This is a genomic window from Streptomyces sp. NPDC050759 (genome assembly GCF_044456945.1).
GTDB lineage: Bacteria > Actinomycetota > Actinomycetes > Streptomycetales > Streptomycetaceae > Streptomyces.
This window is the reverse complement of record NZ_JBITGI010000022.1, coordinates 39,246-63,737: the sequence shown is the minus strand read 5'-3', so window position 1 is coordinate 63,737 and position 24,492 is coordinate 39,246. Positions and strand designations below refer to the sequence as shown.

General features: G+C 71.0%; 20 protein-coding genes and 1 pseudogene. 11 read left to right on the top strand and 10 right to left on the bottom strand.

Features of this window, described 5'->3' with window-relative positions; all coding sequences use genetic code 11:
• Positions 1 to 218: 218 nt before the first annotated feature.
• From ACIBJB_RS41560 to ACIBJB_RS41550, 3 genes are read right to left on the bottom strand one after another with little or no spacing between them, the layout of a single operon-like run.
• Positions 219 to 1,814 (bottom strand): hypothetical protein, encoded by a 1,596-nt coding sequence (locus ACIBJB_RS41560; RefSeq protein WP_398939090.1) that lies wholly within the window; start codon positions 1,812 to 1,814, stop codon positions 219 to 221.
• Positions 1,815 to 1,816: 2 nt separating this feature from the next.
• Complete coding sequence (locus tag ACIBJB_RS41555) at positions 1,817 to 2,071, bottom strand: MoaD/ThiS family protein (protein ID WP_007382997.1); 255 nt, start codon at positions 2,069 to 2,071, stop codon at positions 1,817 to 1,819.
• Positions 2,072 to 2,108: 37 nt separating this feature from the next.
• Positions 2,109 to 2,984, bottom strand: a complete 876-nt coding sequence (locus ACIBJB_RS41550) for an alpha/beta hydrolase (protein ID WP_398939089.1) — start codon at positions 2,982 to 2,984, stop codon at positions 2,109 to 2,111.
• A gap of 118 nt (positions 2,985 to 3,102) precedes the next feature.
• On the opposite strand from ACIBJB_RS41550, the gene ACIBJB_RS41545 reads away from it, so the two are divergent.
• From ACIBJB_RS41545 to ACIBJB_RS41500, 10 genes are all read left to right on the top strand, one after another.
• A complete protein-coding gene (locus ACIBJB_RS41545; RefSeq protein WP_398939088.1) occupies positions 3,103 to 3,903 on the top strand; it encodes a response regulator transcription factor in 801 nt (266 codons plus the stop codon).
• 117 nt (positions 3,904 to 4,020) lie between these two features.
• Complete coding sequence (locus ACIBJB_RS41540) at positions 4,021 to 5,043, top strand: LacI family DNA-binding transcriptional regulator (protein ID WP_398939087.1); 1,023 nt, start codon at positions 4,021 to 4,023, stop codon at positions 5,041 to 5,043.
• 131 nt (positions 5,044 to 5,174) lie between these two features.
• The gene (locus ACIBJB_RS41535; RefSeq protein WP_398939086.1) at positions 5,175 to 6,419 is read left to right on the top strand and encodes a S1C family serine protease; all 1,245 of its coding nucleotides are present in this window, start codon (positions 5,175 to 5,177) and stop codon (positions 6,417 to 6,419) included.
• A gap of 26 nt (positions 6,420 to 6,445) precedes the next feature.
• Positions 6,446 to 6,661 carry a hypothetical protein gene (locus ACIBJB_RS41530; RefSeq protein ID WP_398939085.1) on the top strand — a complete coding sequence of 72 codons (216 nt, stop codon included), beginning with the start codon at positions 6,446 to 6,448 and terminating at the stop codon, positions 6,659 to 6,661.
• Between the two features lie 106 nt (positions 6,662 to 6,767).
• Entirely contained in the window at positions 6,768 to 7,502 is a 735-nt protein-coding gene (locus ACIBJB_RS41525) for a response regulator transcription factor (RefSeq protein ID WP_398939084.1), read from the top strand.
• Positions 7,499 to 8,950, top strand: a complete 1,452-nt coding sequence (locus ACIBJB_RS41520) for a sensor histidine kinase (RefSeq protein WP_398939083.1) — start codon at positions 7,499 to 7,501, stop codon at positions 8,948 to 8,950. Before ACIBJB_RS41525 ends, ACIBJB_RS41520 begins: the two co-directional genes overlap by 4 nt.
• Before the next feature lie 133 nt (positions 8,951 to 9,083).
• The gene (locus ACIBJB_RS41515; protein WP_398939082.1) at positions 9,084 to 9,941 is read left to right on the top strand and encodes a hypothetical protein; all 858 of its coding nucleotides are present in this window, start codon (positions 9,084 to 9,086) and stop codon (positions 9,939 to 9,941) included.
• Positions 9,942 to 10,022: 81 nt separating this feature from the next.
• Positions 10,023 to 12,056 carry a pectinesterase family protein gene (locus tag ACIBJB_RS41510; RefSeq protein WP_398939081.1) on the top strand — a complete coding sequence of 678 codons (2,034 nt, stop codon included), beginning with the start codon at positions 10,023 to 10,025 and terminating at the stop codon, positions 12,054 to 12,056.
• 90 nt (positions 12,057 to 12,146) lie between these two features.
• Positions 12,147 to 13,910 (top strand): immunity 49 family protein, encoded by a 1,764-nt coding sequence (locus ACIBJB_RS41505; RefSeq protein ID WP_398939080.1) that lies wholly within the window; start codon positions 12,147 to 12,149, stop codon positions 13,908 to 13,910.
• A gap of 170 nt (positions 13,911 to 14,080) precedes the next feature.
• The gene (locus tag ACIBJB_RS41500) at positions 14,081 to 14,695 is read left to right on the top strand and encodes a Uma2 family endonuclease (protein ID WP_398939079.1); all 615 of its coding nucleotides are present in this window, start codon (positions 14,081 to 14,083) and stop codon (positions 14,693 to 14,695) included.
• Positions 14,696 to 14,711: 16 nt separating this feature from the next.
• Here the strand turns inward: ACIBJB_RS41500 and ACIBJB_RS41495 are convergent.
• Positions 14,712 to 15,302: pseudogene (locus ACIBJB_RS41495) on the bottom strand (ATP-binding cassette domain-containing protein); the annotation flags it as partial.
• A 59-nt stretch (positions 15,303 to 15,361) separates the two neighbouring features.
• The gene (locus ACIBJB_RS41490) at positions 15,362 to 17,194 is read right to left on the bottom strand and encodes a bifunctional metallophosphatase/5'-nucleotidase (protein WP_398939078.1); all 1,833 of its coding nucleotides are present in this window, start codon (positions 17,192 to 17,194) and stop codon (positions 15,362 to 15,364) included.
• A 174-nt stretch (positions 17,195 to 17,368) separates the two neighbouring features.
• Here ACIBJB_RS41490 and mshD point away from each other — a divergent pair, with 174 nt between their 5' ends.
• Entirely contained in the window at positions 17,369 to 18,295 is a 927-nt protein-coding gene (mshD, locus tag ACIBJB_RS41485; protein ID WP_398939077.1) for a mycothiol synthase, read from the top strand.
• A 33-nt stretch (positions 18,296 to 18,328) separates the two neighbouring features.
• Here the strand turns inward: mshD and ACIBJB_RS41480 are convergent, their stop codons facing one another.
• Genes ACIBJB_RS41480 through ACIBJB_RS41460 form a run of 5 tightly spaced genes read right to left on the bottom strand, consistent with a single transcriptional unit; the run spans position 18,329 to position 24,123 of the window.
• On the bottom strand, positions 18,329 to 20,872 hold the full coding sequence (locus ACIBJB_RS41480) for a type VII secretion system-associated protein (protein ID WP_398939076.1): 2,544 nt from the start codon (positions 20,870 to 20,872) through the stop codon (positions 18,329 to 18,331).
• Positions 20,869 to 21,282 (bottom strand): hypothetical protein, encoded by a 414-nt coding sequence (locus ACIBJB_RS41475; protein ID WP_398939075.1) that lies wholly within the window; start codon positions 21,280 to 21,282, stop codon positions 20,869 to 20,871. Before ACIBJB_RS41475 ends, ACIBJB_RS41480 begins: the two co-directional genes overlap by 4 nt.
• Positions 21,279 to 23,036 carry a putative T7SS-secreted protein gene (locus ACIBJB_RS41470; RefSeq protein WP_398939074.1) on the bottom strand — a complete coding sequence of 586 codons (1,758 nt, stop codon included), beginning with the start codon at positions 23,034 to 23,036 and terminating at the stop codon, positions 21,279 to 21,281. The genes ACIBJB_RS41475 and ACIBJB_RS41470 overlap by 4 nt, the downstream gene beginning before the upstream one ends.
• Positions 23,036 to 23,647, bottom strand: a complete 612-nt coding sequence (locus ACIBJB_RS41465; protein WP_398939073.1) for a hypothetical protein — start codon at positions 23,645 to 23,647, stop codon at positions 23,036 to 23,038. Before ACIBJB_RS41465 ends, ACIBJB_RS41470 begins: the two co-directional genes overlap by 1 nt.
• Positions 23,641 to 24,123: a hypothetical protein gene (locus ACIBJB_RS41460; protein WP_398939072.1), complete on the bottom strand. Its 483-nt coding sequence runs from the start codon at positions 24,121 to 24,123 to the stop codon at positions 23,641 to 23,643. Before ACIBJB_RS41460 ends, ACIBJB_RS41465 begins: the two co-directional genes overlap by 7 nt.
• Positions 24,124 to 24,492: the final 369 nt, after the last annotated feature.

Here is a 24,492-nt window from a genome sequence, read left to right as displayed (position 1 = left end):
GAAAGTGGCCTCTGCCGCGCGACGCCCGGCACGCTCCCCCACTGCCCCAAGGCGTGGGAGGTACCCCCACTCGCCGCACCGCCCGCAAGCCCGAGTACGCCCCGTACGAGGGCTTCCGCGCGGCACTCCCCAAACCTTCGGCCGGGGGGACCCCCAGAGCACGCACCGGACGCCGCGCGGCCGCCCTCCGGGCGACGAGGCCACTCTCGCAACAGGCCCTAGCCGATCGCCCGGCCCAGCACGTACACCGCCGGAGCCGCCGCGGCCAGCGGCAGGGCCACGCCCGCCGTGAAGTGCACGAAGCGCGACGGGTAGTCGTAGCTCGCGACCCGGTGGCCGATCAGGGCGCACACCGCGGCGCCCGCGCCGAGGAACGCGCCCTTCGCGCCGAGCCCCGTCATCCCGCCGACCGCGATGCCCGCGCCCGCCGCGGCGAGCAGGGAGACGACCACCGAGGCCGGGGTCGGCAGGGGCAGCGCGCGGGCCAGGACCGCGACGGCCACGGCGGCCGCGCCGACCGTCACCGCGTCCGGGTCCGCCGCGAGGTGGCCGGTCGCCACGATCGCCAGGGCCGCCGAGGCGACGGTCGCCATCAGGCCGTACATCCGCTCGTCGGGGTCGGCGTGCGAGCGGAGCTGCATCACCAGGCTGAGCAGGACCCAGACGCCGAGGGTGCCGAGGATCGCGGCGGGCGCGTTCTCCCGGCCGGCCGTCAGCAGGGCCGCGTCCGCCACCAGCGCCCCGAGGAACGCCAGCGCGATGCCCTGCCGGGCGGGCCACATGCCGTTCAGCCGGAACCAGCCGGCCGCGGAGACGGCCTGGAGGACGACGAGGGGCACGAGGAGGGCGTACGACCCGACCGCCGCCGTTCCGGAGAGCAGCAGGCCGAGCAGCGCGGTGAGGGCGGCGGGCTGGATGCCGGGCTCGATGATCGGGGAGCGGCCCTCGAGACGGGCCCGCTGGGCGTCGGTGACGCGGGGGTTGCCGGCGAGGGTGGCGGGGCCGTAGCCGGACGGCTCGGACGCGGACCCGTGCGCGGCGGCGCCGGGGTGTGCCTGGGCGGACCCCTGGACGGGGCCCCCACTCGCCGGGGCGTGAGCGTGCCCGGCGTGGCCGGGAGTCATCGGCGCAGGTCCGTGACCGGCGGGGCCGGCGGCCGTCGGGCTTGACCCGTGACCGGCGGGACCGGGAGCCGTCGGGCTTGACCCGTGACCGGCGGGACCGGGAGCCGTCGGGCTTGACCCGTGACCGGCGGAACCGGGAGCCGCCGAGGCATGACCATGGCCCGCGCGGTCGGAGGGCGTCGGCGCGGGGCCGTACGCCGTGGGGCCGGGAGCCGCCAACGCGTGACCATGACCCGCACGATCCTCAGAAGACGTCGGCGCGGAGCCATACCCGGCAGAACCGGAGGCCGCCGACGCGTGACCATGCCCCGCACGGTCGGAGGACGTCGGCGCGGAGCCGTACGCCGTGGGGCCGGGAGCCTGTGCGGGGCCGTACCCCGGGTCGGAAGCCGATGCGGAGCCGTAGGCCGGGTCGGGAGCCGCTGCGGCGCCGTACGCGCCGGCCCCCGGAGTCCCCTGCGGGGACCCGTAGCCGGGGCCGTACCCCTGGGGCTCGCCCTCGTAGGCCTGCTGCGGCAGGTACGCCGTCTCCGGCGCGGCCTGGACCGGTCGGTGCATCTGGGTGTCCCAGGTCTGGCCCTGCCACTGCTGGGTGTGCTGCTGGGCTGCCTGAGCGTCGTCGTACGCCTGCTGGGCCGGCCAGCCCTGCTGCGGATACTGCTCGTGGTCCTCGTACGGCTGGTTCGTCATCGTCACCCTCCTGCGAACGGCGGGAGCACCTCGACCGTGCCGCCGTCGGCCAGCCGTACCGTCTCATGTCCGCGGGTGCCCACGGGGTCACCGTCGACGAGGAACGAGCATCGCCGCAGGACGCGCACCAGTTCACCGGGGTGTCGCTCGCGTGCCGCGTCCAGCGCCTCGGCGAGCGTGGCCGCGTCGAAGGGCTCCTCGGCGATCCCGGCCGCGGCCTTCGCGGCGGCCCAGTAGCGCACCGTGACCTTTGGCATCCGCTTCCTCAATCGATCGATGGTGTACGGGGCCAGGCTATCCGCCCGCTGTGACAGCCCAGTCCCCGATACGGCCCAGCAGCTCGTCGCCGGCCGCGTGCTCGGCGTGGCCCATGGGCTCGATCCACAGCTCGCCGTGGTCGCCGGCGGCCTCCGCGAGCATCCGCGGGTGGTCGAGGGGGAAGTAGCCGTCGCGGTCGCCGTGGACGATCAGGAGAGGGGTGGGGGCGATCTCCGGGACCGCCTCGACCGGGGACAGCGGAACGGGGTCCCAGTCGCGGTGATGGATCCTCGTACGGAATCCGTAGCGGCTGACCAGGCGGCCCTCGGGGCGGGTCACCAGCCAGTGGAGTCTTCGCATGGGGGCCGTGCCGCGGTAGTACCAGCGGGCCGGCGCGCTCACCGAGACCACCGCGTCCGGGTACGCGTCCGTGCGCCCCTTGTCGGGAAGACAGCCGCCGTCGGGCCGGTACAGCGCCGCGTGCCGCAGCGCCACCGACCCGCCCATCGAGAAGCCGACGGTCACCACGCGCGCGTGGCCGAGCCCGCGGGCCCACGCCACCGCGGCGGCCAGATCCAGCACCTCGCGGTCGCCGACCGTCGAGCGCCCGCCGGAGGCTCCGTGGCCGCGGAAGGAGAAGGTGACCACGGCGCCGTACCGCGTGAACACGTTCACCACCCGGCGAACATGAGGACGATCCACATCGCCGGTGAAACCGTGCGCGATCACGAACACCAGGTCACGCGCGGGTGGCCGGGAGGCGTCGTATACGAAGGAGGGCGGATCGTATACGGAATCGATCGTCACACCGTCGTCGGTGTGCAGAAACGTCCGTATAGGTACATGTCTGCGCGTCTCAGAGTGCGGACTCCCCGTGGAACGCGCCACACGACCTGCCGACTCCATGCTCATGTGGGCTATTCTCGTCGGAAGAGGACTCGGGCAACGCAGCCCCCGGGTCCTTTTGTGCTTTCGGATACCCCTGTATACGAAAGCCGTGACCTCGCGGGACCGAGGAGGAACCAGACATATGAGTTCTCTGCTGCTCCTGACCAATGCCCTCCAGCCATCGACGGAGGTGCTGCCCGCCCTCGGCCTGCTCCTGCACAACGTGCGTGTGGCTCCGGCGGAAGGCCCCGCCCTCGTCGACACCCCGGGTGCCGACGTCATCCTCATCGACGGGCGCCGTGATCTGCCGCAGGTCCGCAGCCTGTGCCAGCTGCTGCGCTCCACCGGGCCCGGCTGTCCGCTCATCCTCGTCGTGACCGAGGGCGGCCTCGCCGCCGTCACCGCCGACTGGGGCATCGACGACGTCCTGCTCGACACCGCCGGACCGGCCGAGGTCGAGGCGCGCCTGCGGCTGGCCATGGGCCGCCAGCAGATCGTCAACGACGACTCCCCCATGGAGATCCGCAACGGCGACCTCTCGGTCGACGAGGCGACCTACTCCGCGAAGCTCAAGGGCCGGGTCCTCGACCTCACCTTCAAGGAGTTCGAGCTCCTCAAGTACCTCGCCCAGCACCCCGGCCGCGTCTTCACGCGCGCGCAGCTGCTGCAGGAGGTCTGGGGCTACGACTACTTCGGCGGCACCCGGACGGTCGACGTCCACGTACGACGACTGCGCGCGAAGCTCGGACCCGAGCACGAGTCGCTGATCGGGACCGTCCGGAACGTCGGTTATCGATTCGTTACGCCGGAGAAGGGCAGCGTCGGCGCGAGCGACGACGCCAAGGCCAAGGGCGCCGCGACCGGCGCTTCCGGCCAGGCAAACACGGAGGATGCGGACGAGAGCGCCGCCCTGGACGCCTCCGAGGTACCGGCCGAGGCATAGCGGGTTCTCCGCCCGGGCATGGCTCCCGCACCGGCTACCTCCCGGTAGGCCGTCGCGGGGGCACAGTGCCTCCTTCACGCCCTGCCCAGAGCGGGTCCATCCGCGTAGACTCCGCGCGTGGCCAAGGTAACCAGGGATGATGTGGCGCGACTGGCGGGAACGTCCACCGCCGTAGTCAGTTATGTCATCAACAACGGACCCCGGCCGGTCGCCCCGGCCACGCGCGAGCGTGTCCTCGCCGCGATCAAGGAGCTGGGCTACCGGCCCGACCGCGTCGCCCAGGCGATGGCGTCCCGGCGTACGGATCTCATAGGCCTGATCGTGCCGGACGCGCGCCAGCCGTTCTTCGCGGAGATGGCGCACGCGGTCGAACAGGCCGCGTCCGAGCGCGGGAAGATGGTGCTCGTCGGGAATTCCGACTACATCGGCGAGCGCGAGGTCCACTACCTGCGGGCGTTCCTCGGGATGCGGGTGTCCGGGCTGATCCTGGTCTCGCACGCGCTGAACGACAACGCCGCCGCCGAGATCGACGCGTGGGACGCCCGGGTCGTGCTGCTGCACGAGCGGCCGGAGGCGATCGACGACGTCGCCGTCGTCCTCGACGACCTCTCCGGCGCGAAGACCGCCGTCGAGCACCTGCTGGGGCACGGATACCCCTACGTCGCCTGTATGGGCGGTACCGCCGACACCCCCGCCGTGGGCGACCCGGTCTCCGATCACGTCGAGGGCTGGCGGCAGGCCATGGACGAGGCCGGGCTTCCCACCGAGGGACGGCTCTTCGAGGCGCCGTACAACCGCTACGACGCCTATCAGGTGGCGCTCGGCGTGCTCGCCGGGCCCGATCGCCCCCCGGCGATCTTCTGCTCCACCGACGACCAGGCGATCGGCCTGCTGCGGGCCGCGCGCGAGCTGCGCATCGACGTGCCGGGCGAGCTGGGGGTCATCGGGTTCGACGACATCAAGGAAGCCGCGCTCGCGGATCCGCCGATGACGACCATCGCGTCGGACCGGTCGGCGATGGCCAGGGCCGCGGTGGACCTGGTGCTCGACGACGGACTCCGGGTCGCGGGGTCCCGCCGGGAGCGGCTGAAGGTGTTCCCGTCGAAGCTGGTCGTGCGGCGGTCCTGCGGGTGCGAGTGAGTTCCCTTAAAGGCGCCTGAGAACGCGGCGCAGGAGGCCAGCGGCGGCCTTATATCGGGCATACGAGGTTCTGCCGGGCTTCTCAGCAAGCACTCAGGGAGCTCTCATGGTGGGGCGACAAGCTTTCTGTCATGACCGAGAGCTTCCGCCGCGACGGCGAGTACGAGCAGTACGAGACCCCCTACCAGGGCGCCCAGCAGCAGCACGCTTCCTCGCCCGTGAACCCCGAGTGGCCGCCCCCGCCGGCCCAGCCGCCCGCGCAGGCGGCACAGCCCGCGCAGCCCGCGGCGCCGGTCCAGCAGCCGGTCCAGCAGCCGGTCGTCGAGCCGACGACCGTGTGGCCGGGCGGGCAGCAGGCTCAGCCCGCCGCCTACGCCCAGCCCGCCGCCTTCGCCTCCGAGGGCGCCGGTCCGTACGGCGGTGACGGCAACGGCGGCGGAACCGCTCTCCTCACCGCGCCCCCGGCCGAGCCCGCGGCCCCCGCCCCGAAGAAGCGCACCCGCGGCCCCCTCGCCCTCCTCGCCGCCGTCGCGATCGTCGCCGCGGCGATAGGAGGCGGCACCGCCTACGGCATCCAGGAGCTGACCGGCAACGACACGGTCGCCTCCAGCAGCAGCACCAGCACCAGCACCAGCGTGGTGCCGTCCTCCGCCAAGGGCACGGTCTCCGGGGTCGCCAAGGCGGTCAGCCCGAGCATCGTCGAGATCAACGCCACCTCGAACGCCGGCGAGTCCACCGGCTCCGGCGTGATCATCACCGGCGACGGCGAGATCATCACCAACAACCACGTCATCTCCGGCGCCACCTCCATCAAGGTGAGCACCAGCGACGGCAAGACCTACACCGCGAAGGTCGTCGGCACCGACAGCAAGAAGGATCTCGCCCTCATCAAGCTGGAGAACGCCTCCGGCCTGACCGTGGCCACCCTCGGCAACTCCGACGGCGTCCAGGTCGGCGACGAGGTCGTGGCGATCGGCTCCCCCGAGGGCCTCACCGGCACCGTCACCAGCGGCATCGTCTCCGCCCTCAACCGGGACGTCACCGTCTCGACGGACGAGGGCCAGAGCCAGGGGCAGGGCCAGGGCGGCGGCAGCGGTCAGTGGCCGTTCGAGTTCGGCGGCCAGCAGTTCAACGGCGACACCGGTTCCTCCACGACGACGTACAAGGCCATCCAGACGGACGCGTCCTTGAACCCGGGCAACTCCGGCGGCGCGCTCATCGACATGAACGGCAACATCATCGGCATCAACTCCGCGATGTACTCCGCCAGTTCGGACTCCTCGACGGCCGGCAGCGCGGGCCTCGGCTTCTCCATCCCGATCAACACCGTCAAGTCCGACCTGGCCACGCTGCGGGCCGGCGGCGCGGACAGCTAGTTCCTCTGACCAACAGGGAGCACGTCATGATCAAGCAGGTTTCGCACACGGTGGCCGGTACCGACGCGGCCGGGTTCGCCCTCGCTCTTGAGGTGGCGTACGCGCTGCACCCGCCGGTGACGCGGGCGCCCGAGGTGGCGTCCGTGGCGGTGGCCCCCGAGCTGATGGGCCTGCGCACCACCGCGGCCCGCCCGCACCGCCGCAAGGTACAGCTGCACCGGCTCACGGCGATGCGCGGCTGAACCCCGCCGCTCCCCTCCTGACGCGCCCGCCGGGAAACATGCGAGGGTGATGCCATCGAGCAGAGCCGGCCCCCTGTCTCCACCGCACCCGAGGAATCCCAAGCCCATGAGCCCCGCCGAAGGCGACCGTGACCCCCAGCGCATCCTGATCGTCGACGACGAGCCGGCGGTGCGCGAAGCACTCCAGCGCAGCCTCGCCTTCGAGGGCTACGACACCGAGGTCGCCGTGGACGGCGCCGACGCGCTCGACAAGGCGACCGCGTACCGGCCCGACCTGGTCGTCCTCGACATCCAGATGCCCCGCATGGACGGACTCACCGCCGCCCGGCGCATCCGCGGCGCGGGCGACACGACCCCCATCCTGATGCTGACGGCCCGCGACACGGTCGGTGACCGGGTCACCGGGCTCGACGCGGGCGCCGACGACTACCTGGTCAAGCCGTTCGAGCTCGACGAGCTGTTCGCCCGGGTCCGTGCCCTGCTGCGCCGCAGTTCGTACGCCGCGGCGGCCGGTGCGGGGTCCGTCGACGACGAGGCGCTCACCTTCGCCGACCTGCGGATGGATCTCGCGACCCGTGAGGTCACGCGTGCGGGGCGGCCCGTGGAGCTGACCCGTACCGAGTTCACCCTGCTCGAGATGTTCATGGCGCACCCGCGCCAGGTGCTGACCAGGGAACAGATCCTTAAGGCGGTGTGGGGCTTCGACTTCGAGCCGTCGTCCAACTCGCTGGACGTGTACGTGATGTACCTGCGCCGCAAGACGGAGGCGGGCGGTGAGCCGCGGCTCGTGCACACGGTTCGTGGCGTGGGATATGTGCTGCGGCAGGGTGGCGCGGAGTGAAGAGGGTCGTACGGCGCTACCGGGCCCTTCCGATCCGGTCCCGGCTGGCCCTGCTGGTGGCGGCGGCGGTGGCGTTCGCGGTGGCGGCGGTGTCGGTGACCTGCTGGTTCATCGTGCAGGGGAAACTGTACGAGCAGGTGAACAACGATCTCGAGAAGATGCTCGGACGGGGCGTGGGCCCGGACGGGGTGATCGTGTGCGCCGACTCCTCGCAGGGCAACAACACCGGCAACGACGAGTTCCAGCCCCGGAACGGCTATGTGCAGCTGGTCAGGCAGGACGGCACCACCTGCGTCCCCCGGTACTCCGAAGGCACGGTCAAGGTCACCGGCTCCGACAAGAACGTGATCAAGGAGGCCGACCCCAGGAAGGGCACCTATCGCAACGGCACCGACGCGGATGGCGACGCGGTCCGCGTACTGACCGTCTACAAGGGCATCGACCAGGTCACCTCGCAGCCGGCCGCCCTCATGGTCGCGACCTCGCTCAAGGGCACCCAGTCCACCCTCAACGAACTCGCCCTCATCCTCCTCCTCGTCTCCGGTGTGGGGGTGGTCGGCGCCGGAATCGCCGGCCTCGCCGTCGCCCGCGCCGGTCTCCGCCCCGTCGACAAGCTCACCGAGGCCGTCGAACAGGTGGCCCGCACCGAAGACCTGAACATCCGCATCCCCGTCGAGGAGGACGCCGAGGACGAGGTCGCCCGTCTGTCCCGCTCCTTCAACTCGATGACGAGCTCCCTCGCCAGCTCCCGTGAGCTCCAGCAGCAGCTCATCGCCGACGCGGGGCACGAACTGCGCACCCCCCTCACCTCCCTGCGCACCAACATCGAGCTCCTCACCCGCAGTGAGGAGACCGGCCGCCCCCTCCCCGAGGCCGACCGCAAGGCGCTGCTCGCGTCCGTGAAGGCGCAGATGACCGAACTGGCCTCGCTGATCGGTGACTTGCAGGAGCTGTCCCGCTCGGAGGGCCAGCGCGGTGAGCGGGTCCAGGTCGTCTCGCTGGAGGACACCGTCGAGTCGGCCCTGCGCAGGGCACGGCTGCGGGGCCCGGAGCTGACCATCGACGCCTCGCTGGAGCCCTGGTACACCCGGGCCGAGCCCGCCGCGCTGGAACGCGCCGTGGTCAACATCCTCGACAACGCCGTGAAGTTCAGCCCCGAGGGCGGCACGGTCGAGGTCCGGCTGAACGAGGGCGTCCTCACCGTCCGCGACCACGGCCCCGGCATCCCCGCCGAGGAACTCCCCTACGTCTTCGACCGCTTCTGGCGCTCCCCCAGCGCCCGCGCCCTGCCCGGCTCCGGTCTCGGCCTCTCCATCGTGGCCCGCACGGTCCAGCAGGCCGGCGGCGAGGTCACCCTCGGCCACGCCGAGGGCGGCGGCACCATCGCGACCGTACGACTGCCGGGGGCGCCGACTCCGCCACCGGAGGCTCCCGCCGCCTTGCAGTGAACGCCAAGCTGTCGATGTCCTGTCAACCCTCACGCGTTCTCGACCCTACTCACGGGTTCTCTGCCAGCTTCCTGAGGTGTCGCACAGGTGCCCCACGCATCTGTCCTCAGCACTCAGGAGTGAAGAACCCCCCATGCGTCTGTTTCGTACATCGACTCTGAAGAAGAGCGCCCTCGCCGCCGCGTCCGCGGCCCTCGCCGTCACCGCGCTGCTGGCCGGATCGGGGACCGCTCAGGCGGCCGGTCCCGGCGGGGCCCAGAACGTCCGGGGCGTGGACCCCGGGAACACCGACGTCATGCTGGACCGGCTGTGCAGCCAGGAGACCAGCCTGACCGGCGTCTACGGCGCGCTCAACGTCGACACCGGTGAGTTCAAGACGCAGGACGAGTACCTGCGGGACGTGGTCGGGCTGTGGGTGCCCGCCGGGCCGTGGGAGCTGTTCCGCGGCTGGTGCGGGTACGCGCAGTCCTCGACCTGGTCCGTGAAGGGCGAGCCCGTCCGCACCTCCGAGTGGACCGGCAACCACGGCACGACCGAGGACAAGGTGACCTTCGTCAGCGGGTACAGCACCAAGACCTTCGCCAAGAAGAGCGTCGGCGCCAGCATCAGCCTGTCCCTGGCCAAGAGCATCTTCTCCGGCACCGTGGGCGGCAGCGCCGGCTACGAGTGGGGCTGGGAGAAGACCTCGTCCTTCGAGCGGCGCAGCGAGAAGTCCATACCGCCGTGCACCCAGGTGGCGACCACCTGGACGCCGTACCAGCGGGTGGTCCGCGTGAACCCGGTGTTCTACGTCGAGGACTACCAGTGGAACAAGGGCGACGGCGAGGTCACCACGCACACCTGGCGTGGCCGGGACGCGAACTGGAAGACGATCTACTCGTACGGCTACTACATCGACGGCATCTCCGACAAGCTCCTGCCCAACGGCCAGCCCGACGGCCGTGAGGACAAGTGGCAGGAGAACCTCGACCCGAAGTCCTGCGCGAAGTAGGCGCGTTCAGGCGGCAACCTTCCGTGCGGGGGGCGGCGACTGCTCTGCGGTCCCTGCCCCCGCACGGAATGGATGCCCCCCATGGCCCTGCATCGCCGACGCCGGACAACCGCCGTCGCCCTCGGTGTTCCGCTCGTCCTGACGGCCGCCGGAGGGCTGGCCTACGGTGTGCTCCCGGGCGCCCAGCCCCGGGCCTCCGCCGCCACCACCGCCGCCCCCGCCTGGGCCACCGCCACCGCGGACGGCTTCGCCTCCGTCAACGCGCTCGGCCAGAACGGGACGTACGGCGGCCGGGACGGTCAGATCGTCACCGTGAAGACGCTCGCCGACCTGGAGAAGTACGCGACGGCGAGCGAGCCGTACGTCATCGTCGTCGCCGCGACCATCACCATGGACCCGGTCGGAAAAGAGATCAAGGTCCAGAGCAACAAGACCATCGTCGGGTCCGGGACCTCCGGGCAGATCGTCGGCGGCGGCTTCTTCCTCGGCTCCGGTGTGCACAACGTGATCATCCGCAACCTCACGATCCGGGACGCCTACCAGGGCGTGTGGAACGACAAGGAACACGACTTCGACGCCATCCAGATGGACGGCGCCCACCACGTGTGGATCGACCACAACGACCTGCGGCACATGGCCGACGGCCTCATCGACGTCCGCAAGGACAGCACCTATGTGACGGTCTCCTGGAACAAACTCAGCCAGGACAACAAGGCGTTCGGCATCGGCTGGACGGAGAACGTCGTCACCGACATCACCATCCACCACAACTGGATCCGCGAGACCGAGCAGCGGAACCCGTCCACGGACAACGCGGCCCACGCGCACCTCTACAACAACTTCCTGGAGGACGTGGCCGGGACGGACATCAATTCCTCCTATGGCAACTACTCGCGCGGCGCGACCAGGATGGTCCTGGAGAACTCCTACTTCCAGGGCTTCAAGAACCCCGTCATCAAGGACGCCACCGCGAGCATCGTCCAGAAGGGCAACACCTTCGTGGGGACGAGCGGCAGGAACGAGAGCGGGGGCACCGCCTTCGACCCGAAGACGTACTACGCGTACACGCTCGACAAGACGGCCGACGTGCCCGCGCTCCTCAAGTCCGGGGTGGGGCCGCGCGGTTCCATCGGTACGACGGCCACCACCAAGGCGGCGGCCACGACCCTCACCGTCGCCAAGGACGGCAGCGGGCAGTACTCGACCGTGCAGGCCGCGGTGAACGCCGTACCCGCCAACAACCCTTCCCGCGTGGTGATCTCGGTGAAGCCGGGGACCTACCGCGAGCTGGTCAAGGTGCCGTCCAACAAACCGCACGTCACCATCCAGGGGTCGGGCGGCAGCCGTAACGACACGGTGATCGTCTACAACAACGCGTCCGGCACCCCCAAGCCCGACGGCTCGGGCACCTACGGCACCGGCGGCAGCGCCACCGTCGCCGTCGAGGCCGACGACTTCCAGGCCCGCAACCTGACCATCTCCAACGACTTCGACGAGGCCAGTCACCAGGACATCGCCAATCAGGCGGTCGCCCTGCGCACCGCCGCCGACAAGGTGTTCCTCGACGGGGTCATCGTCAGCGGCGACCAGGACACGCTCCTCGTGGACACCGCGGCCAAGGAGAAGCTGGGCCGGGTCTACATGACCAACTCCTACGTCGTCGGCAACGTCGACTTCATCTTCGGGCGGGCCACCGCGGTGATCGACAAGTCCGTCATCACGCTGAAGAAGCGCTGGAACGGCACCTCGGCGGGTTACGTCACGGCGCCCAGCACCGCCGCGGGCCGCAAGGGCATCCTCATCGCCAACTCGACCGTGAACGGGGACGTCTCCTCCGCGAGCTTCTACCTGGGCCGCCCCTGGCACGCCGGCGGTGACGCGAGCCTCGACCCGCAGACCACGGTCCGCAACACGTCGTTGAGCGCCGCGGTCAAGTCCACGCCGTGGACCGACATGAGCGGCTTCTCCTGGAAGGACGACCGGTTCGCGGAGTACAAGAACACCGGCGCGGGCTCGGGTGCGGCGAGCAGCAACCGGCCGCAGCTGACCGACGCTCAGGCCGCCGGCCAGGAGGTCGCGGACTGGCTGGGCGACTGGACGCCGAGTACCTCCTGACCTGCTGATTCACCGGCTCTCCGGTCCAGTGTCAGACCCTCGATCTAGGCTGGTTTCCGTAGATCAAGGTGTCGGACGGGGGAGCGGAAAGTGGTACGTATCGAAAGGCATCGGGTCGGCGAGGCGGCCGTTTCGGCGGTGCGGAAGGACTTCGCGAACAGGATCGGTTCGCAGGTCCACTCCATGGCCAAGGCCGGCCCGGTGACGGCGTGGGAGTGGTGGCTGATCGCCCAGGAGTTCGTCGAGTATCTCGGCGCGCTCTCGGTGGAGACGCCCGATCTGCATTCCCCGGAGGCGAAGGCGGTCCTGGAGGACGCCGCCGAGGCGGCCGCCGGCGCGGTGGCGTACGCGGCGTACTTCCCCCGCGACCACTTCGAGGTCTTCCTCACCTACCCGAACTGGGGCCTGGTCTACGACCGTGAGCCCGGCGGCACCCCGGAGCCGGTCACGGCCGCCAAGTGGCTGGACGCCTTCTGCCTGGCGATCCTCGCCGGGAAGACCCAATGGCACGGCGAGGCCTTCCAGTTCGCGCGCGAGGCCCCCCAGCGGGGCCGCTCCGGCCACCCCGACGCCGAACTGATCAACGGCTTCATGGCCTGCGTCATCGGCGACACCGGCGACGACGACGTCACCTACCCGCCCTCCCGCAAGGAGAAGCTCACCGCGCTCGACGCGGCGCTCGACCGGGTCCGGGCACGGGAGACGGAGACCGGCGAGCACCTCGCCGACCAGCCGTACGGCATCGGGCTGCGGGCGCTGCGCGCGCTGACCGCGGGTGACCGGGAGGGCTTCGACGAGGCGGTCGTACGACTGCTGAAGCCCCTGACCGGCACTCCCGGGCCCGGAGCGCGTCCGGGCAGTCTCCTGCCCCTTCTCCCGATCGCCCTGACGGCACTGGCGTACCGCGAGGAGGGCTGGCCGCCGGCCGTCGACAGCGACTATCTGCCGGACGCGCTGGTCACCGGTTTCAAGGCCACACCGCCGCGGGTGGGGCCCTACGGCCAGGACCGCCGCCCGGACGCGGTGGCCGAACTCGCCGCGGGGGTGGTGGAGTTCGAGCGCCTTCTGGAGCCGCGTCCGCTGGATCCGGACAGTGAGGAGCAGTTCGAGCGGTACACCCGGGACGCCATCACGCCGATGCCCGGCAAGTCGCTCACCACCTTCGAGCTGGCCTACGCCGTCACCTACCAGGAGCTCCTCTTCCGCACCCGTGCCGCGCACACGCCCGACGCGAGCGACGCCCAGCTGGAGAACCTGCGGCTGGCCGCGGAGCTGGGGGCCGCGCTGTTCCGTACGACGCTGGCGGAGCCCGGCACCGACGTGCCGGTGACGATCGACGGCAGGACCGTGACCTACCCCGCCTGCCGGGACGAGGACGCCGGGCCGGGGGCCTGGCACCGGGCGGTGCACCTCGCGCTGGTCACGGGCCGGCGGGAGCATCTGGCGCCGCTGGTCCTGGCGGGGCCTGAGCGCGTCGGCCCGGACCGTTCCGTGTCGGCCTCCTACCGGCGGGCCCTGCACGCCTACCTGCGCGGCGAGGACCCCGGTCCCGCCACGGACCTGGCGCTGCGGGACGCCGGGAAGGCCCGCGACCAGGGTGTCCTGCCGCCGCCCGCGGTGCTCTTCTCCCAGCTCGTCGAGGGCGACGAGGAGAGCTTCAACCTGGCCCTCCTGGACGCCCTCACGGCCCACCGCGACCACTACGCCGTCGCCGACCGCCCCACCGACCCCGACGCCGCGCTGAGCCTCGAGATCCTGGCCCTCGTCTGCCACGCCCGGCGGCGGGGCTGGGAGATCAGAGTGCGGTCGCCGTATCTGCCGGCCCGGATCGTGGGGGCGGCGGAGCCGTTCTGAGGACGTGCCGGGTGAGTCTCCCTCGAACGGGTGAACCGGGGTTGTTGCCGCAGGTCAGCCATACAGCCCTGCCTACGGTGATCGCGTTGCTTGTGCCCCGCGCACACCCAGCCCACACTTGATGAGGAGGTGCCCCCTTGACCGCTCTCGCGCATGAGAGGCCTAAGACCATGTCCGAGGCTCAGCCCGAATCCCTGAACGGACCCGACCTGGACGAGGTCCTGTGGCAGGCATGGAAGGCCATGGAACTCCCCGAGGGCTACCGCGCTGAGATCATCGAGGGAGCCATCGAGGTGTCGCCGACCGCCCGCCGTTCACACGGCCAGATCACCAATCGTGTACGAAGGGCCCTGGACAAGTTCCTGGACGGCAGCGAATACGCCTGCCATCAGGACGTCAACGTGATCTACAAACGCAAGGCATGGATCCCGGACGCTTTTGTGGCCCCGGAGGACACGGAACCGTGCGGCGATGAGGATGACATGGGGGTCAAGGCGGACTCCGTGCGCCTCGTCATCCAAGTCGCCTCCCCCGGATGGCGCAACCAGGACCGCGACCGCCTCAAGAAGCGCCGCGAGTACGCCCGCGCCGGCATCCCCGTGTACGTCCTCATCGACGACTACGACGGTCAGGGTGCCGTCACCCTCTTCACCGGCCCCCGCCCCGAAAAGGCCGACTGGGAGGACATCCACCGTGTCCCCTACGGCACCGACGTCACGATCGCCGAAGGCCCCGCCAAGGGCTTCGTGATCGGTGAGGCGATCACGGGCCCGAAGCGGGACTGACGGAGGCGAGGCGCTCTCAGCCGCGCGGGGCCGTCATCTCGATCGGCGGCTCTCTGAGGATCATCATGTCCTCCGGGAGCGGGCCCAGCAGGCGGGCGTAGGAGCCGCGGCGGGCCACCAGTTCGGTGTGGGCGCCCGTCTCCACCAGGCGTCCGCCGTCCACCACCAGGATCCGGTCCGCGTCGGGGGCCAGGCTCAGATCGCGGGTGATCATGATGGTCGTACGGCCGGACATCAGCCGGCGCAGGGGCTGCACGATCTGGCGCGCGGCAACCGAGTCGAGGCCGGCGGTGGGCTCGTCGAGGACCAGGACGGGCGCGACCCGGAGGATCGCGCGGGCGATGGTGATCCGCTTGAGCCGGCCGCCGGACAGCGCCGCCGTGCCGGGGGCGATCCCGGTGTCGTAGTCCTCGGGGAGCGAGGAGATGAAGTCGTGGGCCGCCGCCGACCGGGCCGCCTGCTCGATCTCCTCGTCACTCGCGCCCGGCCGGCCCGTCCCGATGTTCTCGCGGATCGTCCCGTTGAGGATCAGGGTCTCCTGCGGGAGCAGGGCGACCTGCTCCCGCAGGAACTCCAGGCCCATGTGGGTGAGCGGGACGCCGTCCAGGGTGGTCGGCGGGGCCGGGGTTCTTTCTCTCTCCGGGTCTGTGCGACCCGGCTCACGATCTACTGAACGACCGAGATCCGGTTCGCGACCGGCGGCGCGATCGGGCTGGTCGCCGACGAGTTGGCCGTCAGGTACTCCACGAGAGCGGCGAGGTCGTCGCCGCCGACGAGGTCGTTGGTGCCCTGGCCCAGCGTGGTGAAGCCGTCGCCACCGCCCGCGAGGAAACTGTTGGTCGCGACGCGGTAGGTGGCCGCCGGGTCGACGGCCGTGCCGTTCAGCTTCACGGAGTCGACGACGATCCGGTCCGCGCCGGTCTTCGTGAGGTCGAGCGTGTAGGTGAGGTTCGCCGACGGCTGCAGGATCTTCGGCGAGGCCGCGTTCGTCCCGCTCACCTGCTCCTGGAGCACCTTGATCAGCTGGGCCCCGGTGAAGTCCTGGAGATTCACGGTGTTGGAGAAGGGCTGCACGGTGAAGCCCTCGGCGTACGTGACCACTCCGTCGCCCTCGGTCCCCTTGGCCGCGTAGGTCAGGCCCGCCCGGACACCGCCCGGGTTCATCAGCGCGAGGTCGGTTTCGGGGTCGAGCTCCTTGCCGTACGCGAGTTGCGCGTCGGCGATCAGGTCACCCATCGGCGACTCGGTGCCGGTGCTCGGGACGTCGGCGGAGATGTAGCCGACCGCGCGGTTGCCGATGGGCGCCGCGAGGGTGTTCCACTTGCTGATCAGCTGGGTCATGTCGGGCGCCTTGGCGACGGTCCGGGTGACCACGTGGTTCGCCGACTTCACGGCCGTACGGGCGATGTCGCCGGTGAACCGGTCGTACGTCAGCGTCGTGTCCGTGTAGAGCCGGCCGAAGGAGGCGGCCGAGGTGACCATGCGGGGCTTGCCCGACGGGTCGGGGATCGTACACACGTACGCGGCGTGCGTGTGGCCGGTGACCAGGGCGTCCACCGAGGGTGAGATGTTCTTGGCGATGTCGACGATCGGGCCGGAGATGCCGTCGCCTGCGCCCGGGGAGTCACAGTTGTAGTTGTACGAGCCCGAGGCCGGCAGCCCGCCCTCGTGGATGAGGGCCACGATCGACTTGACGCCCTGCTTCTGCAGCACCTTGGCGTACTTGTTGATCGTCTCGACCTCGTCCTTGAACTTCAGGCCCTTGACGCCCTCGGCGGAGACGACACCCGGCGTGTCCTCCAGGGTGACGCCGATGAAGCCGACCTTGACGTCCTTCTTCTTCCACACCCAGTACGGCTTGAGGATCGGCCTGCCGGTCTTCTCGTCCAGGACGTTCGCCGCGAGGTAGGGGAAGTCGGCGCCTTCGAACTCCTCGTTGTTGTAGCAGCCGGCGGTGGGGTGACAGCCGCCGTTCTGCAGACGGGCCAGTTCCCTGGCGCCCTCGTCGAACTCGTGGTTGCCGACGGACGTGACGTCCAGGTCGAGCTTGTTCAGCGCCTCGATGGTGGGCTCGTCGTGGAAGAGACCCGAGATCAGCGGAGACGCGCCGACCATGTCACCACCGGCGGCGGTGATGGAGTACCCGTTCGCCTTGCGCGCCTCGCGCAGATGGGTGGCGAGGTACTCGACACCACCGGCGTCGATCGTCTTGGTGGTGCCGTCCGCCTGGAGCTCGGTGACCCGGCCGGAGGAGCCGGACGGCGGCTCCAGGTTGCCGTGCAGGTCGTTGAAGGACAGCAGCTGAACGTCCTGGTAGCGGCTCGGCAGCGGCTTGCCGTGCTGGTTGTCGTGCGCGCCGGCGGGCAGCGCGGCGGCGAGCGCGCCGACGGTGGCGAGACCGGCGGCTGCGGCGACCAGACGGTACGTACGACGTCTGCGACGACCGGCGTCCGACTGGTGCGGCCGTTGCTGCTGGTCCGACTGGGATATGGCTGGCATACGCCCCCCTGAGCTTCTGCTGAATCCGGTGGTTCCGGTGGATCCGGATGAGGAAGTGCCCCCGTCCCGGCGCAGCCTAGGGTCAACGCGCGTAGCGCGACAGGGGTTTCGTGGTTACATCCCGGTTGCTTCTTTGCCGCCGCTTTGCCCGGACCTGCCCTTACCCTCGTAGCCATGACCAGCGACGACATCGCACGCCCCGGCATCTCCCGTTCCATCGAGACCTTTTCGGCGCTCTCGCCGGAACAGACCGAGGCGGTCCTCGGGCTCCTCGCCGAGGCCGCGCACGACGACGGCCGGCAAGCGGTGTCCGAACAGGGCAGGTTGCAGCTGCGGGGCGGTGCCCGCGAGGGCGTGTCCCATCTGCTGCTGCGTGTCGGTGACGAACTGGTCGGCTACGCCCAGTTGGAGGACACCGACCCGGTGGAGGCCCCGGCCGCGGAGCTGGTCGTCCACCCGGCCCACCGCGGCCACGGCCACGGCCGTGCCCTGGGCTCGGCCCTGCTCGCCGCCTCCGGCAAGCGGCTGCGGGTGTGGGCGCACGGCGGCCACAGCGCCGCCCGCCATCTCGCCCAGGTCCTCGGCCTCACCCTCTTCCGTGAGCTACGGCAGATGCGGCGCCCCCTGACCGGCCTGGAGCTGCCCGACCCGGTGCTCCCGGCGGACGTGACGGTCCGTTCCTTCGTCCCCGGCGAGGACGACGCCGCCTGGCTCGCGGTGAACGCGGCCGCTTTCGCCCACCACCCCGAACAGGGCTCCCTGACCCAGCGCGACCTGGACGACCGCAAGGCCCAGTCCTGGTTCGACCCGGAGGGCTTCTTCCTGGCCTTCCGCGACGGCGAACTGGTCGGCTTCCACTGGACCAAGGTGCACGCGGCCGAACAGCTCGGCGAGGTCTACGTCCTCGGCGTCCGCCCCGGCACCCAGGGCGGCGGCCTCGGCAAGGCCCTCACCACGATCGGCCTGCGCCACCTCGCCGCCCAGGGCCTGCCGACGGCGATGCTGTACGTCGACGCCGACAACAAGGCGGCGGTGTCGGTCTACGAACGCCTCGGTTTCACGACGTACGAGACCGACCTGATGTACCGCACGGAGACGTGAGGAGTCGGACCTGCGGCTGATTGCACGGGGGAGTCAGCCGGCAGCGCTTCGGGCCTCACGCCAGGCCGGCAGGAGCTTGTCGAGGAGCGCCTCGGTGCGGGGAGGGAGGCCGCGGGCGCCGCCATTGAGCTCGTGATGGCGGGCGACGAGCGCTGCTGCCGTCGATTCGAGCCGGGCCGTGTCGCCCGTGGCGTGCGCGGCGCGTAGGAGTTCGTTCCAGAGTCGCTCGTCCGCCGGTGCGTTGGTCAATGCCGTGCCGAGGGCGTCGAGCGCCGGTGCCGGGTTGCCGGCCTCCAGGTGGTGGCCGGACAGGGCCAGTGCCACGTCGGCCACCAGCAGGAGCAGCTCAGTCTCCACGACCTCGTGGGAGAGCCAGGTGTAGCGGCCCTTCGGACGGTCGGCCAGCAGGGGGCCGCGGGCCAGTGCCAGGGCGTCGTCGAGCAGGCGCTCCCGTATCCGGGCGTTGCCCGATCCGCTGCCCGCGGTGGCCTCGTGGTGGAGCGTGCGCAGGACGTCCAGGTCGCAGACGACGGAGGGCGCGAGGGTCAGCCGGCCGGTGGTGCCGATGCCGAGCCGCGGGCTTCCGTCGGGATCGGTTCCCAGCCATGTTCGCAGGCGTGCGATGAAGGCGTCCCGGACGTCATCGGTCACGCCATGGGGCCACAGGCCGGAGGCCAGGACCCGCGGGTGCACTCCCTCGCGGTGGAGCAGGAGCATGGCCAGGGCCTCGTGGAGCAGCGGGCCGTGCTCGGCGTCGGGTGTGTCGAGGCCGATGATCTCGTAGGTGCCGATCAGCCGTGCGTACACCGCGGGCTGTCCGCTGGGGGTGAGGTCGACCCGGAACGGCGGGGGGCCGGGGTCCGGAGCGCGGTCGGCGTCGGACACGGCGTCGGCGAAGAGCCGGACCACGGCCTGGTACTGGTCCTGCGGCAGGAGCTGCGCCTGGAGGTCCAGACCGAGCGGTGGGGCGAGGAGGCGTCCGTCGGTGGTGGCTTCGAGTTCCCAGGAGGTGCCCGGCAGGCCCTTGTCCCCGGTGGCGGCCAGGTATCCGATGCCCAGTCGGCCGGAGTCCGCGGCGAGTTCGGCGAGTTTCGCTGCCTGGTCCTTGCTCGGCCGGGCGGTGAGCAGAACCAGGTGGGGTGCCCATGAGGTGTCCCGGGACAGGCCGGTGCGCCCGGTGAGCACCGAGTCGTGACCGGCCATGGCGAGGGCATCGCGTCGCCGGCCGGTCTCGGCCGCCATGTCTTCCAGCAGTTCGTCGATGTCGTTGACCTGGCGCACCCGGGTGGGGGCCAGCTCGGCGAGTTCCGCGCCGTGGCCCACGAGGGTGAGGGTCATCCGGTCCGCCCAGCTGCTGGTGGCGAGTTCCGCGGCGACTGATGCGAGGACTGCCGTCCGGTCCGGCTGAGCGCCGGTCAGCGAGACGAGTCCGGGCAGGGCTTCGAGGTTCAGCAGCAGCCGCGCGCGGCCGCGGGTGCCGAGGCTGACCAGGCCGGGGTAGGGGGCGGCGGCGCCGGTGTCCGTTTCGTACGCAGGGACGTCGGCCAGGTGGATTCGCCAGAACGTGTCGTTCCGGCCGGGCTGCCACGGCGCCGGGGGCTGCTGCGCCGGCTGGGCGAGCTGGAGGGTGAGCTCGCTGTCGGTGAGCCAGGCGGCGTGGACCGTCGGCAGGCTGCGGGATTCCGCGGTCAGAGCGGTCGCCAGTCCCCGCAGGGCACGGTCGAGATCGCGTACGGCCTGCGGGTCGGCGTCGACGAGCAGCGCGTCCTGGGTATCGGCGGCGGCACCCGTCGGCCGGGGAGGCTCCGGGGTGCGGTGGCCCTCGGCGCTCATCGCGGACTCCCACAGGGCCGTACGGCGTCGGCGGCCGAGCGCCGCGAGCAGGCCGGCGGCGAGCAGCGGCGCACCCACGGGAGCCTGGGGGAGGTCGGGGGACGAGGTGGAGGCCGACGGTGCGGGAGACGACGGTGTGGGAGACGACGGTGCGGGAGACGACGTGCTGGGGCCTGCTTTCTGCGCACCGGCTCCGTTCCCGGCCTCGGCCGGGATGGTCAGGCTGATGCGGTGTCCGGGGTTGAGTTTGACCGGGAGGCCGGCGGCCGCGACGAAGTGGCCGGTGGCCTGCCGCCACTGCTGCCAGGCCTCGGGGGTGTGGTCGGGGTGGGTGAAGGCCGGGATGTAGCGGCTGCCGTCGTCGTCGGCCACCGTGTAGAGCCCGTCCTGCCCCTCCTGGGCGAACAGGATGAGCGTGGCGTCGCGGAAGGCCGCGAGCAGTTCCGCCTCGCTGCCGTAACCGGTGACCGCTCGCTGCACGGCGGCGTCCAGGGCGGTGAGCGGAGCGGGGAACTCCAGCGCGACCGGCGACGGGCGGTACTTCGGGTTGTGCGTGAAGGAGACGAGCTGCCCCAAGTGGTCGACGGACCAGCCGCCGACGATGCCGTACGGGGGAACCGCGCCGGCGGGGTCGAAGTACGGGTCGATCGCGTACACGTAGCCGCCGCGCTGCCGGGCGGCCTGGGCGCGCAGGGCCGGGGTGACCGGAGGGACGGCGGGCGCGGAGCCGGTCGAAGCGGTCACGGGTACGGGCTCCACTCCTTCTCGAAGGCGACCTGCTCGGCGATGGTGGCCAGCGTCTCGCGGGGGGCGGGATCGAAGGTCAGGATGCGATCGGCGTTGGTGAGTCGCGTGAAGGGGGTGAGGCGGTACACCTGGAAACCGCCCATGCCACGGCACATCCCGGAAGCCCAGGTGTTGCGTCGGGAGCCGTTGACGCCCAGGAGCCATCCCTGGGGTTCGAGCTGCTCGCGGACACGCATGAGCGCCTCGAAGCAGTCACCCGCTCTGCCGGAGACCTGCCCCCAAGGGCCCTCGGCGGTCACGGTGTAGTCGTGGTCGCGGTCGTCGCCCTCCCAGCGCAGGACGGCGTCGGCTTGCCGGTCACCGTTGAAGGCGAGGACCTCGAAGCGGTCAGGAATGTGACGACTCATCGGGTCCATCCTTGGGGGAGTCGGCTGGCGGGCGGTGATTCAGGGGTGGGAGCGGCGGGAGTTCGGGGGACGTGCGGCTCGTAGTGGGGGTTCGGTATCCATTCTCCCTTGACCCCGTCACGAGAGATCTCCCAGGCTCCCTTGATGTGCTTGCGGTCGATGCCGCCGGCGAAGGCGATCTCCTCGTCGGTTTCGGCGTACTTGTTGTTCGGCAGGGTCTGGTTGACGTCGATCCCGCCGGGGGCGTCGATTTCGTACCGGTAGTCCTTCACCCAGTTCGCGTCCGCATCCCTGGTGGTGCCCACGAAGGCCGACTTGTGGTTGCCTTCGACGTAGCCGAACAGGTCGTTGTTGGACGAGTCCCATGGGTGGAAGCCCTGCTCGAAGATCTCCGCGGGATGACGGTTGTCGTTGCGGTACAGCGGTTCGTGGCTCTCGCGCCACACCGGCTGGTGCCGCATGCCGTCGATGTCGATGTTCTTGTCGACGGCCGCGGGAAGGCTGCGCGGATCGTCCGGGTCCAGCTTCCCGACCGCCTCGGAGGCGTCGTCGACATGCTTGACGGCTCCGGCGGCGTCGTCGGTGAGGCTCTGGCCGACGGTCTTTGCGGTGTCCTTGGCGACCGCGCCCTCCACGCTGTGGGCGCCGATCTTGCCCGCGGCGCCCCCGCCGCCGATGAAGTTGGTCGCGAAGGCGCCCATGGCCTGGTTACGGTCGGTGCTCCAGCCCTCGCCGACAAGGCCCTTGACCAGTTCGGTGGGGTGGTTGGCGGTGTGCACCAGGCCGCGGGCGACGCCGGTGAGGTTGGTGGTGTAGTCGGCCGGGTGGGTCAGGTTGTAGGGGTCCAGGGGGTTGACGGTGCGGGCCAGGCGCAGCATCGAGGTGCCGGTCTTGAGGACGCCGCCCAGCTTGTGCTCGGCCCCGACCAACTGGTTCTTCAGCGTGTTGCCGAGTTCGCGCTTGAGGCGGTCCAGGCCCTCAGGCTCGGCGGGGGCCTGGTCGGTGCCGCGGGCGAGCTTCTCGGCCAGCTGGGCGCCCGAACTGTCGCGCTCGCCGCGGGCCGTCCTGAGCAGGTGCTCCGCCGACTTGCGTCCCTCGGCCCCGGGGTCGTGGAACGGGCCCGGCTCCTGCGGAGGCCGCTGCCCGTCCTCGGTGCCGGACAGGCCCGCCACCTGGAAAGCGAGGGCCCGCTGGGTGTAGTCGTCGACCTCGCGCCGGTACCGCTCCGAGGCGGCCTCGGTCCGCTGCCGGGCCTGCTTCCACTGCTCGACCGCCTCGCGGGCCTGCTTGCGCGCCCACTCGACGGCGTGGGCGTACTGGTCCATCGCGGCGGCCGCGTCCTCGAACGAGTCGGCGGCCTTCAGCCAGCGCCTGGGATGGGTCTGCACCTTCTCGCGAAAGCGGTCGGCGGCCTGTCCGTGCCAGTCCGCGGGGTCCATCTTCCGCAGCGCCAGGCCGGTCCGTTCGAAGGCCGCGCCCAGCTTTCTCAACTGCGCCGCCGACTGACGGATCGCGCTCGCGTCCCCGTGCACCAGCAGGGCCGGGTCGTCGGTCTCGTCCAGCTCCAGCTCGCGGGTGCGGGCACCCAGTCGGTCGGCCACCCAGGAGCCGGCTCCGTCGGCCTTGTCCGCCCAGCCGTGTGCACCGGCCGCGTCGAGCAACTCCGACGTGCCGTGGGTGACGGTCTGCACCCCGTCGGCGAAGGTGTCGCGCAGGCCCTGCGTGGCGCCGTCCAGATCGTCGAGGAAGCCCATCACTTCCCGTTCGCCGCGACGCCGGAGTCCTGCCCGTCGTCGTCACCGCCGAAGGCCGGGGAAGAGGCTGCCCTCATCACACCGATCTCGGTGCCGACCGTGCCGGTCTCGGTGACGTCGGTCCAGGTGGCGGAGAGGTTCTTCCGGCTCTCCTCGGAAGCGTTCTCGTAACTGGCCATGGAGTAGTCGGGGCGGTAGGTGTCCCCGGCCTTGTCCCCCACCTGGCTCCAGGACATCTTCTCCGCGTCCTGCGAGGTCAGCGTCGGGTCGGAGGTCGCGGACAGCGCAACGTCCTTGAGGACGCCCATGCCGTACTCCTCCGCCTCGTGGTAGTAGCCGGCGTTCAGATCCAGCGTCCCGGCCACCTCGTTGCCCTCGTCCAGGAGCGCCTGGACCTCCCAGCCCCAGCGCTCGGCGAAGTCGTCCAACCTCTGGGAGGCGGCGGAGTGGCCCATCGCGTTCGGGGACACGGACAGATCGGAGAAGCCCTGGCCCGTGGTCGCCCCGGTCGCGTCCGTGATCTTCTTCAGCTCGTCCAGCGCATCGTTGATGCCTTTGGACACCTGCTTCAGGATCTGCGGGTCGACCCCGTAACCACCACCGCTCACCACGCGACAACCTCTCCATCGGTGACGGACTGCTTGTCGAGCGCGATCCCGTCCGGCACGATCCCGGACACCGGTGGCAGGAAGGCGCGCGATGCGGAGGACACATCCACCACGACCCCCATCGGGACCCGGTCCCGCCCGACCCAGGCGGGAAGCAGCTCGTGCAGCAGCTCCTCACCGTTCACGGCGACGTAGCGTGCGTACCGGGCCAGTTCGGCGGGCAGCTCGCCGGGCTCGGCGGCCTCCCACTTCTGCTGCAGGAAGGTGTGCATCTCACGGGTGCCGGTGAACGCGAACAGCCAGCGGATGTCATCCGAATCCGCAGTCCACACGGCACCCTCACCAAGCAGGGGAAGCAGAAGCTCCGCGCCCCGCACGGCCTCGACCAGGGCCCGCGCATCCCCTTCACCGCGCAGGAACGCGCCCATCTGCGCCCGGAGTTCCGCCGTCCCTGTCGACGGCTTCCCACCTCCGCCCATCCGGCTGCGCACCCCGTTCGCCTCGACCTGTCACGACTTCAGCGCATACCAGGCCTCGGCATGAGCAGGAAAAGCCTAGCCCGGCAACTGCGGCACCCATGACGGGGGATCTCACCCGCCTTCCAGTCGGCGACACCTTGAAGCGGATGTCGCGAGTTGAACCGGATGCCGCGACGTCCTCGCCTCTTCGTAGCAGAGGCGTGCGCCCTCGCCGACCGGATCCCCGACGCCTACGTCGAGTTGTACGTCGTCGGCCTGCCGGTCGTGCCCGGCACCTGGCGCCCCGCCCGGGCGGACGTGGTGGATACGGGGTCGCGGTCCGGACGGACCCGGCAAGCGGGCCGTGGTCCTGCCCGGCGGGGCGGCGCG

Coding starts and splice junctions, on each gene's coding strand:
- ACIBJB_RS41560 (WP_398939090.1), bottom strand. CDS start 1,814: ATGACGAACCAGCCGTACGAGGACCACGAGCAGTATCCGCAGCAGGGC.
- ACIBJB_RS41555 (WP_007382997.1), bottom strand. CDS start 2,071: ATGCCAAAGGTCACGGTGCGCTACTGGGCCGCCGCGAAGGCCGCGGCC.
- ACIBJB_RS41550 (WP_398939089.1), bottom strand. CDS start 2,984: ATGAGCATGGAGTCGGCAGGTCGTGTGGCGCGTTCCACGGGGAGTCCG.
- ACIBJB_RS41545 (WP_398939088.1), top strand. CDS start 3,103: ATGAGTTCTCTGCTGCTCCTGACCAATGCCCTCCAGCCATCGACGGAG.
- ACIBJB_RS41535 (WP_398939086.1), top strand. CDS start 5,175: ATGACCGAGAGCTTCCGCCGCGACGGCGAGTACGAGCAGTACGAGACC.
- ACIBJB_RS41530 (WP_398939085.1), top strand. CDS start 6,446: ATGATCAAGCAGGTTTCGCACACGGTGGCCGGTACCGACGCGGCCGGG.
- ACIBJB_RS41525 (WP_398939084.1), top strand. CDS start 6,768: ATGAGCCCCGCCGAAGGCGACCGTGACCCCCAGCGCATCCTGATCGTC.
- ACIBJB_RS41515 (WP_398939082.1), top strand. CDS start 9,084: ATGCGTCTGTTTCGTACATCGACTCTGAAGAAGAGCGCCCTCGCCGCC.
- ACIBJB_RS41510 (WP_398939081.1), top strand. CDS start 10,023: ATGGCCCTGCATCGCCGACGCCGGACAACCGCCGTCGCCCTCGGTGTT.
- ACIBJB_RS41500 (WP_398939079.1), top strand. CDS start 14,081: ATGTCCGAGGCTCAGCCCGAATCCCTGAACGGACCCGACCTGGACGAG.
- ACIBJB_RS41490 (WP_398939078.1), bottom strand. CDS start 17,194: ATGCCAGCCATATCCCAGTCGGACCAGCAGCAACGGCCGCACCAGTCG.
- mshD (WP_398939077.1), top strand. CDS start 17,369: ATGACCAGCGACGACATCGCACGCCCCGGCATCTCCCGTTCCATCGAG.
- ACIBJB_RS41475 (WP_398939075.1), bottom strand. CDS start 21,282: ATGAGTCGTCACATTCCTGACCGCTTCGAGGTCCTCGCCTTCAACGGT.
- ACIBJB_RS41470 (WP_398939074.1), bottom strand. CDS start 23,036: ATGGGCTTCCTCGACGATCTGGACGGCGCCACGCAGGGCCTGCGCGAC.
- ACIBJB_RS41460 (WP_398939072.1), bottom strand. CDS start 24,123: ATGGGCGGAGGTGGGAAGCCGTCGACAGGGACGGCGGAACTCCGGGCG.